The sequence below is a fragment of the Clostridium ljungdahlii DSM 13528 genome (assembly GCF_000143685.1).
GTDB lineage: Bacteria > Bacillota > Clostridia > Clostridiales > Clostridiaceae > Clostridium_B > Clostridium_B ljungdahlii.
Window position 1 is genome coordinate 4,204,653 of the sequence record NC_014328.1, and the last position, 12,586, is coordinate 4,217,238.

A 12,586-nucleotide genomic window follows, 5' to 3' on the forward strand; every position below is an offset into this window, starting at 1 on the left:
ACCTCCTTAAACTTCTTAAGTTGACATTTTCTCTTCACATTTCATCAGATAAATAAATTTTATATGAATTAAGAAAAGCAACAAATCGATTTATATAAAAAAACCTTACAATTTTGTAAGGTTTTACTGTTTTCAAAGGTTAGTTTTGATATTATTCTTTAGAAAAAATATATAAAAGCTTAAAATTTTCGTAAGAAAAAAGTTAAAATTAAAAATGTATATTCAGGTAAGATTTAACTATAAAAAAGTTAAGGAGTTGAATCTTGTGAATATAAGTTTAAAGAGAGTAATTGGCATATTATTAATTGTAATCTTAGCTTCAGTAGGATTAAGTAATAACCTTAATATAGGTGAAGTAAAGGCTGAAGGAAAATTAAGTAAAACACATGGAAATATAAATAATACTCAAGACATTAAGAATTTTATGAATAATTATTTCAGTGAAAAAATGAAAAAGTATTCCGTGCCGGGAGTATCAGTTGTTGTAGTTAAAGATAATAAAGAAATGTTTAAGAAGGGGTATGGATATAGTAATTTGGAATCTAAAACTCCAGTTGATCCAGATAAAACAAGATTTCCAGCAGGTTCTGTAAGCAAGTTGTTTACAGCAACGGCTATAATGCAGTTATATGAAGAAGGAAAAATTGATTTAGATAAAAATGTTAATGATTATATAAGTCCATATAAAGTAATTAATAAATATGATAAGCCTGTTACATGCAGAAATATGCTAACTCATTCAAGTGGACTTGATGAAGAAAGTGAACTTAATGTATCTACCACAGATGTGAATTCAATAAAACCACAGGAATATTATTTTGATACTCATTCTCTTAAAGTTGTTACAGAACCAAATACTGTTTGTAGATATTCAAATATTGGATATAACCTTCTAGGGTATATAGTAGAAAAAACTTCTGGAATAAGCTATGAGAAGTATGTAGAAGAAAAAATATTAAAACCTTTAAATATGAGTAATAGCTCAGTTAGATTAAAAAGCGGTAGTACTTCTGCAGGTTATGTATATGATAATGATAAGTATGTTGAAACTCCATTTGCATACCAATACACTTCAGGTTCATCTGGAATAATTGCGACAGCTAAAGATATGGAAAATTTCATTATAGAAAATTTAAATAATGGTAAATTTAATGATAATAATATTTTAAATCAAAAGACACTAGCAATGATGCATGACAAACAATTTTCTAATTCAAAATTCTTACCGGGAATTGGATTTGGATTCATTAGAAGTTATAGAAATGGGCATGAAATAATAAAACATGAGGGAGGTTTACCTGGATATACTACTACATTATTTTTAATTTCAAAAGAGAATTTAGGAATATATGTTGCAACTAATACATTAGGTGCACTTCCGTTTAATTTTGAAGAGGAATTTCTGAATTATTTTTATCCTGAAAATAGTAATAATTTTAGTGCGGCTAAGAAAAATGCAAACAAAGATTATAGTAAATATGATGGAACTTATAGAAGTTATGATGGAACTTCAAAAAATAATATTATGAAATTAAATGTATTGTTTGATCCTACAATGGATATGAAAATTAAAGATAATAAAGATGGTACATTAACACTTCATGAATTTACACCAGCTAAAGAAGAAATTACAACTACACTTGTTGAAGTAAAAAATGGAGTATTTCTAAGACAAGATGGAAGAGGAAAATTTGCTTTTAGAACTGATAAGGAAGGAAAGGTAACTTATGCATTTAACGACATAAGTGAGAATTCCTTTGAGAAAGTCAATTTTTATAATGAGAGAGAATTTATTATGTCTGTTTTAAGTATTTCAATAATTATGTTTATTATAAATCCAATTTTATTTGTAATATTGTTCATTAGAAGAAAAAGCAAAAAATGCAAAGAGCCTAAAAAAATCAGATCTATAAAGGTTCTTAAGCTGCTGAACATAATTATAGAAGTTTTTAATATTGTTGGAGTATTAGGAGCAGTGAGTTTAGAAATGATGATGATTAATAATTATGATTTTAGCTTCAAATATTTACTTTACTTTTTCTTAACCTTATTAATTGTATCAACTGTAATTATTCCTTTTAGTTTAGCTCTATTGGTTTATTCTTTAGTCAAGAAAAATGGATCGATAAAAGCAAGAGGGTATTATATATTTTTAAATATAACAAATTTAGCTTTTATATGGATTTTATATTACTTCAATTTTTTAGGTTATAAAATATAATAACATACTGTAATAATTGAATTTTGTGCAATAAAATAGTTTATATATTCAACTTGTTTTTCCTTTTTAATAATAGATATATAGACTATTTCTTGTTATGGTTATATATAGTAAAATGTTATTATATTTAAAGATTTGGAGATGATAATATTTTTAATATATTAATTATAGATGATGAAGCCGAAATAGTTGAACTTATGGAAGTATACTTGATTAATGAAGGATATAAGGTTTTCAAAGCTTATAATGGTATTGATGGAATTAAAATAATAAATGAAGAGAATATTCATCTCGTCATTTTAGACATAATGATGCCAGGTATAGATGGTTATCAAGTATGTATGAAAATCCGAAAAGATTATAATATACCAATAATAATGCTTAGTGCTAAAAGTCAGGACATGGACAAGATACAAGGATTGTCAATTGGAGCAGATGACTATATGACAAAGCCATTTAACCCCATGGAACTTATTGCTAGAGTTAAATCTCAAATAAGGAGATATATTTTTTTAAATGAAAAAAGCAATAAAACTAGTGATACTGATATTGTTGAATTTAAAGATATAACTATAAATAGAAAAAATCATAAAGTATGTAAGTTAGGTACAGAGTTAAAGTTGACCCCAATAGAATATGAGATTTTGCTATTATTAGCGAATAATTTAGGGAAAGTATTTAGTGCTGAGGAAATATTTAAGGAAATTTGGAAAGAAAAATACCTTGAGGGAAATAATACTGTTATGGTTCATATGTGGAGGCTCAGAGAAAAGGTAGAACAGAATCCAAAGGAGCCAAAAATAATAGAAACAGTATGGGGAGTTGGATATAAAATTGAGGAGTAGAAGTATAAAATACAATATAATTATTAACCTCTTTTTTAGTGGGGTACAAGCATTTGCAATTACCATGTTAATATTTATTTCAGGTTTTGGAATACTACATATTTTATCTTATGACCTTTATGTAAGTTTTGCAATTGCTTATAACAATAGCAGGATAGTTGGGACAATTTGCACCTTAGTGATTTTTTTCATATTTATATGTTTGGCATGCTCTATATTTATAAAAAAAATGAATAAAATTACAGATTATATAGAAGAAATTTCGAGAGTCTTGAATTTATTGGCTGAAGGTAATATGGAAGTAACTATTCCTATTAGAAGAAAAGATGAACTTGGAACTTTAGCGAGTGATGTAAATAAAATGGCTTACGATTTAAATGAATTAATGAAAAAGGAGAGGCAATGGGAAAATCAGAAGAACAATTTGATTACTAATTTATCACATGATTTAAGAACTCCATTGACTTCAATTCTGGGATTTTTAGAGCTAATAGGAAAAGGTACTAATAATAATGAAAAGTTAAAACATTACTGCAATATTTCATTAGAAAAAGCTAAAAAATTGAAAAGTTCCATAGATCAGCTTTTTGAATTTGCTAAAATAAATAATATGGATTTGAAGTTAAATAAAACTGAAATAGGCATAGAAGAATTAATTGAACAGGTAACTATGGGATTTATACCATCTTTTGAAGATAACAATATGGAATATAGAATAATTTCAAAAAGTAAAGGCTTAAAGGTAAATGCAGATCCTATTTTACTAGCTAGAGCATTTGAAAATATAATAAGTAATAGTGTTAAGTATGCTAGTGAAGGAAAATATTTAGATATAATCATAGATAAAGAAAATGATAATGCGATAATTAAGTTTGTGAATTATGGAGAAGAAATAAAACAAGAGGATTTAGCAAATTTATTTAATAAATTTTATAGAGTAGAAAAGTCCTGTGACAAAAGAGAAGGAACAGGGTTAGGTTTAGCAATTGTAAAGACAGTTATGGAATTGCATTCTGGAGAGATAAATATTTCAAGTTCTAAAGAAAAAACACAATTTGAATTTAAATTACCTATTTGTTAAAGAACAATTATAGAATCCTTTTTCTTCTACTATTTTTGAGATATAATTATCCCATTGCTTAGGATATTGCATTGGATTAGCTTTCATATCTAAATTTGGTTTTAGCATATTGTACGGTAAAATTGAAATTACTGATGCTGTAACTCCAATTACATATCATGGATATACAGATGTGTGGAAAGGTTCATATATGGGTTGGTGGGCAAAATCAAAACATGTAATACCTGATTCAAATTGCATAACAATTGACAAGTTTTAAGGTTTGGAAGATAGATATAAACAAAAGATGTGTTGAAACTTTTCGTGGATTCAAAAGTAAGATAAGTATAGATATTAGTAAATCAGGTTTACTAATAAAAAATTTGCAAAGTAGGAATGAATATGTCCAATATGGAAAAATTAAATAAGTTAATTTGATTTTTTAGCTTTTTAATTATTATTTAGAAATTAAAATACTAAAATTTATTGGGAATGGTTATAGATTTGTATAAAAACTAAATCTATAACCATTCCCCACTTCATAATTTTACTGTAAATAAGGTTTTAAAGCATCTCTCCATACTCTATAACCATCTCCATTTATATGTAATCCACTTACAGTATATTTATAAGATAATTTATTTTCATTAGGTAATGTAAAAAGGTGATACAAATCTATGTATTGAACACTTAAGCTTTTACAAAGCTTATTTAAGGATATATTTAAATCTATTATTTGTTTTTCACTTGTATTAGTTTTAAACAAATCCTTATTTATTGGAAGAACACTTTCTACATATATTATAGTATTAGGTAAGTCTTTCTTAATCCTTCCTAATATTTTAGAATAGTTTTTAGTAATTTCATTAGTAGATAGCCCTTTACCGATATCATTTATTCCTATCATAATAAAAATTTTTCGAGGCTTTAACTTTATAACCTCGCTTAAACGGTTTAAAGCTCCAGAGGTATTATCGCCGCTGATTCCACGATTTAATATATAAGGATTATTTAGTAATTCATTCCACTGTCCGATGTCTGTAAGACTGTCCCCTAAAAATACTATTTGGCCTTGTTTATTATCTGAATTTATATACATTGTAACTTTTTGTATGTAATAATCAGAATAAGTTTTTTGATCTAAGCTTATATCTCCAACTTTTTTAGGCAGCATTTTATTTTCTGGTACAGCAGTATTACCTAACACTCCTACATTTTTAGATGAATGTGAAAAAAGTTTAAGATACATACATAAACACAATATAATAAAAAATATTATTGTGATAATTATTAATAGTTTTTTATTTTTCATATATGTCTCCCATCAAGTATTTAGGCATGATATATAAAGTGTCCCTCAACAAGTGCTGAGAGACACCTCATATTAACACCATGTATGTTTTTAATTGCCGCTTTGCTCAAATGTGCTTGAACCTACAACAAGATTAAGTAATTCATTCAATTCACTTTCACTTAAACCATTTTTGTTTGACGAACTAGCATCAAACTTGTAACAAACACCATTTTCATTCCAAATATAAACTGTTTCTTTATTACCTTCACCATTTTTTAATTCATATTCATATTTAAAAACTTGTTTACCAGCAATATTTAATAACTGTGTCTTATTTTTTGTTAAGTTTCCACCTAGTCCTGCAATAGTAACATATCCTGTATTTTTTGCTTCCTCATACTGTTTATAATCTTTTGTTTGAAGCAGGTTTCCCACTACAGCATTATTCTTGCAGTATTCTATACCAAAATATTTATTCTCTTTGGACACAAAAGCACTTGAAATCTTTATATCTTTATTTGCACTATTAGGGAACTTAAATTTAAAACCAAGTACATTTTCAGCTGCTTTTAAATCATCTTTATCATAAATCTCATAATCTGAACTTTTACCTGGAGTATTATAATCTAACTTTTTTACTTCCTCTGGATATCTTATGGATGATGCTATTTTTTCTATTTGATCCTGAGAAAGATTTACAGACTCTATTCCCTGGTATACACCACTATATTCTAAGCTATACCAGTTGCCTTCATCCTGCCATATGAAATACTTACTAACACTCTGAGTATCTTTGCCTTGATTCTTTTGGGCTGGTGTAAAAAATTTTGCAGTAACACTTGTTCCATTTATTTCCCCAAGCTTCATAGGTTGTTCTGAGGTTTCGACTTTACCGCCGTCTTTTTCAAATTGAGGATCTAGAGATGCCACTTTCTTTAGTACCTCTGTATAGTTTGTATGAAAAACTTTAAACGAAATACGATCTATTGGTATATTAGGCATATTATATTTATCATTAAAACTTATAGATAAAAAATTATCCTTATCTGAAATTTTTTCAACCTGAAAATAATTAATAACTTTATAGCCTGCAGGCATATAATCTGGTACCTTGAATTTAAAACCAGCTACTGTTTGTGCTTTTGCTAAGTTATCATATTCTTTTACTTCTGAATCCACAAGAAACTGAATTTTTTGAGCAGAACTCATAGTGCTATTAGAAGTTACAGCAGGGATACCATTGTTTCCCACAGCTTTAACGCTAATACCACTTGCAAGTGTTAATCCTCCAACTAGTACACAACATAAAACAGCCGATGCAGACATTTTATAAGATCCTTTTTTAAATTTTGTTATCATTTTTATTCTCCCTTCGATTTGACTTTCAGTTTCAAAAAAAATTGCTGCTTGAGGATACCTAGCTAAATTTAGAGACTTTCTTGAAAAATTAATTAGTGTCATACCATAATCTACAGTCTCTTTTTCTCCAAGTATCTCAAGTACACAAGCATCACAAGCGCATTCTCTTTGCAACTTCATTTTATTCATAGCAAACCATACCAAGGGATTAAACCAATGTATTAAAACAGCAGCTATGCTAAGCGAATTATAAAATAGATCTTTTCTTTTATAATGAACTAGCTCATGTAAGATAATATATGAAAATTGTTTGAGGTTGTCCATATTAATTAGACCTTGTGGTATATAAATTTTTGGTTTTAAAACACCTAATATACAAGGACTTTTAAAATTGTCGTATACATAAATAGGAATATCTATATTTATATCAGCTTTTTTCTTACATTCCTTAATTAGTGTTAATACTTCCGTATCATCAAGGGTTTTCAAGACTTTAAATTTCTTCTTGGACTTTACTAAAACTAATAAAAATATGGAAGCTATAATAAGCAATCCTAATAGCCATACACAAGAAGCTGCCTTATATATATTCACAACTAACTTATTTTTATCTATACTTTGCCATTTATCTTTTATATACATAACTTGCTTATTTTCAATGTTGTTGTTATAATGAGGTTGACGTTTAGTACTATTCAAATTTGCTTGGTTTAACCCTGAAAGATTCAAGGGTAAGCTATGTCTTTTTTGGATAGTATTTTTATTTTGTGAAGTACCCTGTTCATTTCTCGTAAAAATACTAAACAAATTTATTTGATTTTGTGAAATTACAGGTATAATAAGTCTTATGAGCACTATAACCCATAGTGCATGCTTAAACTTTACACCAATATGGTTATTGAATAACTTCAAAATTAAAGTAATTATCAGTATTGCAATACTTGCTGTTAAGGAAGTTTGCAAAACCCATAAAAAAATCCTTTGTAAGATTTCCATCTCTAACATTCCTCTTTCATAATAATCCAGAAACTCTTAAAGTTACTTCTTTTTTTCTTTTTTACTCTTAAGAAGCTTTTCAAGATGTTCAATTTCTTTTTCTGATAAAGACTCTTCTTCTAAAAACTTCGTAAAAAGGATACTTACAGCTCCATCATATACTTTATGAAGAAAAGATTTGTTTTCAACTTTAATACACTCATCTTCTGAGATCAACGGATAGTAATTATAAATTCTACCTGATTTCTCAAACCCTATTATTTCTTTTTTTACAAGTCTTGCCAAAAAAGTTTTAATTGTTTGGGCTGACCATCCCATTTTATCAGATAAAGAATTTATTATTTTTTGAGATGTCAATGGGTTTTCCTTCCATATAACCTTCATTATTTCCCACTCAGCTGCTGATATTTTAGGAATATCTCTCATAATATACACCTTTTCCTTTTATAATCTACAATTGTAAACCAACATGTATAGTCTACAACTGTAGATGATACTTGTCAAGATATATTATAAATTTTTTATTAATAGATTTTTAAGTTGTGTTACCTTTTAATGGGGTAATCACAGCAAATACGTAACCAAGGTCAAAGTAAAAATCTATTTTTAATCTATATGAGTTAAACGAACAAATATTTATATACAGCTTTTAAATTTTTTTATATGCTAATCAAACTATGACTATTACAATAACGGGAGTTCGAAAATTTGAGTTCATTTATGGTTAAGATTACCACATGAAAATTCAAAAAAGTAGTCTTACTGATACGTTACATTTTGTTCTAGTTATTCCAGCTTGCTTAAATTAAGCTGTAACAACATACTTATTTAATTTTAGGGATGGTTTCTTAAGAAGAATTTTATCTTCCATATCATCTACATTTCCATGGGTTAAGTAGAAGGATAAAATTTCACCTTTATCATTTACAACCGAGTGCAGTTTAAACCCATAAAACCATCCTGTTGAACTTTTACCTCGTTTGGCAATTCCTTTAAAAACTTTATGAGAATATATTCTCCTATTATTGCATACATCTAGTGTTGTAGAGTCTATAAAGGAAAATCCTTTGCACTTGCCAGTTCTGAATTTCATCATGTATAATAGTAATGGAATTAATGCTTCCTGCATTAACTCAACAAATCTGTTGTAACTTACAAGCTTAGAAAAGTAAGGTTTTAGAATAGTAGATACATGTTCTTTATAATAAGTTTTAAATGTTCTGTAACCTGACAGATGAAAATATATTGTTATAGTCATTATTTCACTTAAACATAGAGTTTTACTTGATGTAAATGTATTGCGACCTTTATCACTGCTTAAAAAATAATTTTTGCAGTATTCTTCAAGAGGTATACAGTAGTTGTCTACATCATAAAATATTTTTATTAATAAATCTTGCACAAAATTCCATCCTTTTGTTTTAATCTTGTTTGTTTTGTCACTTACAATAATAAAACATTTTGGTGGGGTTTTTTAACCTTAAATTTTTCCATTTAACTCATCGAACTCACGTTAGGTACCTTCTTTTTATGTAGGAGTCCATTAAAATGAAAATGGAAATTTCTTAACAGCTCAAGTGAAAATCACTCTTAACAAAACGGATGGAATATGAGAAATCCAAATAGATGCAGCCTTTGAATAAGGATCTCTTTGAAGGGCTATTGTCTAAATAGTTAAAATACCGTTTTTTAGTACCTTTACAAATTGGGGCATAACATGTAATTTAAGTAATTTGAGAAAACGCATTGTAATGTGTTTGTATTTTGATATAATTATTACTAATGAGTATATATAGGCTTTAATACTAAGGGAGGTTATAGTATTTGGGCATATTATTTGAAAGAACAAGACGCAAAGCAATGTTGGACGATAGAAATATTCAAATGTACTTCTTTCTACTTTTCTTAAGTAGATGAATTGTTCTTAATATATTAAGTTTGTATAAAATTTAGATATCCTTCTGTGTAGAAAAGTACCAATACAAAATAAATTAATCACCGAAAACTAATGATAAGCTTTTAATTTTGCTTAATATCCAAGTATTTTTTAAGCACCAAAATACCATAATTTAACAATTAATACATAAATTGATAAAAAGGATGTGTTACAAATGTTGAATAAACTTAAAATAGGTACTAAGTTATACTTAGGATTTGGAGTTATCACTTTAATTATGATTTTAGTTTTATCTTTTTCTTACAAGAATCTTAATACAGAGTCTCAGGCTGTTGATTGGAATGTTCATACATATCAGGTTATTGGTGAGGCAGATAATACCTTAGAAAGCCTAGTTAACATAGAAACAGGTTTAAGAGGATATGCTATTACTGGTAAAGACACATTCTTAGAGCCATATAATCAGGGTAAGATCGATTTTCAAAAGCATATTCAGGAGATAAAAGAACTAACTTCTGATAATCCTAAGCAACAACAAAGGATAGATGCCTTGTCCAAAGATTATCAAGATTGGTCAAACTCAGAAAGTTCTTCTTTGATAGCTACTCGTCAAAAGGTTAACTCGGGTAAAGGCAATATAACAGATGTTATAAATTTTGAAGCATCTCAAAATGGCAAAAAGGCAATGGACGATATGAGAAAATTGATCAGTGATATCCAACAGGAAGAGCGTAGTTTGTTGGCTCAACGTACGGCAAATTTAAAGATAACTGAAAGAAATACAAAAACTGTTATAGTTGGTGGGGGAGTAATTGGTTTAATCCTTGCTATATTCTTAGCATTAATAATTTCACGGAATATTATTAACGCCGTCGAAATGTTAACTTTAAAGTTATCCAATATCGCTGAAGCAGAGGGAGATTTAACACAAAAAGTAGAATTATCAAACAAAGATGAACTTGGTTTAATGGCACAAAAATTTAATTTGATGTTAGAAAAGACTAGAAAATCGATTTCACAAGTGTCGCAAAGTTCCAATATATTAAATGAGAAAGTTTCAACCTTATCTGTTAACGCCGAAGAAGTAAGCAAATCTTCTGATCAAATGGCATCTACAGTTGAAGAAATGGCTGTTGGTAATCAGGAAATCGCTAAAGAAGTATCTTCCGTAAGCAGCATGGCTGACAATATAAACAAAATATCCAAGGATACTTCTGTTGAGTTAAATAGTTTGGTTGAAAATAGAAAACTGGTTGAAAAAATTGTATATGAGGGTCAAAATATAATCAAAAACCAAACGACTCATATGAACCAAACAGTAGAGATATCTAAGGAAGTTAGAAATGCTGTTGAAGGTTTAGTGCTGAAAACTGATTCAATAAATAAGATTGCAGAAACTATAAACGGTATTGCTGAGCAAACCAACTTGTTGGCTTTGAATGCTGCCATTGAGGCTGCTAGAGCTGGTGAACATGGGAAAGGATTTACAGTAGTTGCTGAGGAAGTAAAAGAATTGGCCGAGCTTTCTCTCAAATCAACTGGAGAGGTATTTACTACAATTTCAGAAATTCAGACAGCTGTTGGGCAGACTGTAAAACAAATAAAAGAAAGTGAGATGACCATTTACAAACAAGAGGAGGCTACAAGACAAACGCAAGATTCTTTCACCCAGATTAACGAGCAAATAAATGATATGGTATCTAAAATTGAATCAATGAGTAGTAAAATAAGTAAGGTAATTGAACAAGTAGGACATCTAAATGCATCTTTACAAAATGTTTCAGCTATAACAGAAGAATCAGCGTCTTCCGCAGAAGAGGTATCCGCATCCATGGAAGAACAGGCTTTAAGTATAACCAAAATGGCAAGTTTGGCAACTGCATTAAATGACTTATCAATAGAGTTGCAAAAAAATGTTAATTTGTTTAAATATTAATTAACTCTCACAGAATGAAAGTGAATTCAATTTATTGATACCTAAGAAAATTTAAATTGGAGATTAAAGGAATACAGATAAAAAACTCTTATAATAGACCAACAGAAGTCACGTTGAAGTAATATTCAACGTGACTTTTGTTGAACAGTGGAAGGATTTAGAGTCCAAGGTTGATAATTTAATATTAGGTAATTGCCAAACTCACTGATAAAAATGAATATACAAATAGAGAAAGATGCAAAACGGTACCAAATAAGTATATCAGTGATTGTTAGTAGATGACTTAAGAAAATTCTTAAAAATGGGTATAAGAAATAAGCCCTTGAGTAATTTTGAATTTTTCTAATGTCAGTATCTATGCAATCAGTGGCTTTAGGCTTCGAATATATTCATGCTTGTGTATTTTATTAGCCATGAAAACTGTTATTAACTGAGTTATGCCTGCAAGAAGTAAGTCAGCATGAAGAGTTTTTTCCGGTTTGCAATACAATAAATGTTCAATGTTTTTTTTAACGGCAGAACGAATTTTATAAGTGTAATTCCATTCTTCGGATGCAAGCTTAGTTTTTAGTGGTATATATGCTTTTTAAACTTTAGCTGCTGTAAAATATATTGATAAATTTCAATACTGTCAAAAGCAACATCACCTAAAAAGATTTTAGAATTTATTAAAGGATGTTTTTCAAAAAAATCCTTAAGGACAGGTATAAGTGCTTTGGAATCGCCAAGAGATTTATCCTCATCAGGAGAATTGGATTTTTTCTCAACAACGATATTGGGGGATACGCTTGAAGAAACTATTTATTGTAAAAAGAAATATCTCTTATAATGCCGAGACCATTTGTTAGAATTCCAAATTTAAAAGCATAACAGAAATGTCCGTTGATATACATTTGTCAAATTTGTTGGGAATCTTTATTATATCTCTATTACTTATTGCTTCCACTTTCTTTATATTTAACTGCGACAAGCAAAAAC

The 12,586-nt window shown here is 28.4% G+C and carries 8 protein-coding genes and 2 pseudogenes; 5 read left to right on the plus strand and 5 right to left on the minus strand.

The genetic code is table 11. The features are described 5' to 3' along the window. Window positions 1–214: 214 nt before the first annotated feature. The 4 genes from CLJU_RS19045 (at window position 215) to CLJU_RS22715 (ending at window position 4,406) form a co-directional block, all read left to right on the plus strand. Entirely contained in the window at window positions 215–2,221 is a 2,007-nt protein-coding gene (locus CLJU_RS19045) for a serine hydrolase (RefSeq protein ID WP_049781901.1), read from the plus strand. A gap of 149 nt (window positions 2,222–2,370) precedes the next feature. Continuing rightward, window positions 2,371–3,066: a response regulator transcription factor gene (locus tag CLJU_RS19050; protein ID WP_041705220.1), complete on the plus strand. Its 696-nt coding sequence runs from the start codon at window positions 2,371–2,373 to the stop codon at window positions 3,064–3,066. Beyond that, window positions 3,056–4,147 (plus strand): sensor histidine kinase, encoded by a 1,092-nt coding sequence (locus tag CLJU_RS19055; RefSeq protein WP_013240467.1) that lies wholly within the window; start codon window positions 3,056–3,058, stop codon window positions 4,145–4,147. Before CLJU_RS19050 ends, CLJU_RS19055 begins: the two co-directional genes overlap by 11 nt. Window positions 4,148–4,256: 109 nt before the next feature. Next, entirely contained in the window at window positions 4,257–4,406 is a 150-nt protein-coding gene (locus CLJU_RS22715; protein WP_156496170.1) for a hypothetical protein, read from the plus strand. Window positions 4,407–4,673: 267 nt separating this feature from the next. Here the strand turns inward: CLJU_RS22715 and CLJU_RS19060 are convergent, their stop codons facing one another. The 4 genes and pseudogenes from CLJU_RS19060 to CLJU_RS19075 all read right to left on the minus strand — a co-directional run. Continuing rightward, window positions 4,674–5,438 carry a GDSL-type esterase/lipase family protein gene (locus tag CLJU_RS19060; protein WP_013240468.1) on the minus strand — a complete coding sequence of 255 codons (765 nt, stop codon included), beginning with the start codon at window positions 5,436–5,438 and terminating at the stop codon, window positions 4,674–4,676. A gap of 90 nt (window positions 5,439–5,528) precedes the next feature. Further along, window positions 5,529–7,775 carry a M56 family metallopeptidase gene (locus tag CLJU_RS19065; protein WP_013240469.1) on the minus strand — a complete coding sequence of 749 codons (2,247 nt, stop codon included), beginning with the start codon at window positions 7,773–7,775 and terminating at the stop codon, window positions 5,529–5,531. A gap of 42 nt (window positions 7,776–7,817) precedes the next feature. After that, complete coding sequence (locus CLJU_RS19070) at window positions 7,818–8,201, minus strand: BlaI/MecI/CopY family transcriptional regulator (RefSeq protein WP_013240470.1); 384 nt, start codon at window positions 8,199–8,201, stop codon at window positions 7,818–7,820. 427 nt (window positions 8,202–8,628) lie between these two features. Further along, window positions 8,629–9,177: pseudogene (locus tag CLJU_RS19075) on the minus strand (IS982 family transposase); the annotation flags it as partial. 709 nt (window positions 9,178–9,886) lie between these two features. Between CLJU_RS19075 and CLJU_RS19080 the strand changes: the two are divergent. Next, window positions 9,887–11,608 (plus strand): methyl-accepting chemotaxis protein, encoded by a 1,722-nt coding sequence (locus tag CLJU_RS19080; RefSeq protein WP_013240472.1) that lies wholly within the window; start codon window positions 9,887–9,889, stop codon window positions 11,606–11,608. A gap of 547 nt (window positions 11,609–12,155) precedes the next feature. On the opposite strand, the pseudogene CLJU_RS23400 reads toward CLJU_RS19080, so the two are convergent. Further along, window positions 12,156–12,504: pseudogene (locus CLJU_RS23400) on the minus strand (ISNCY family transposase); the annotation flags it as partial. Window positions 12,505–12,586 lie beyond the last annotated feature (82 nt).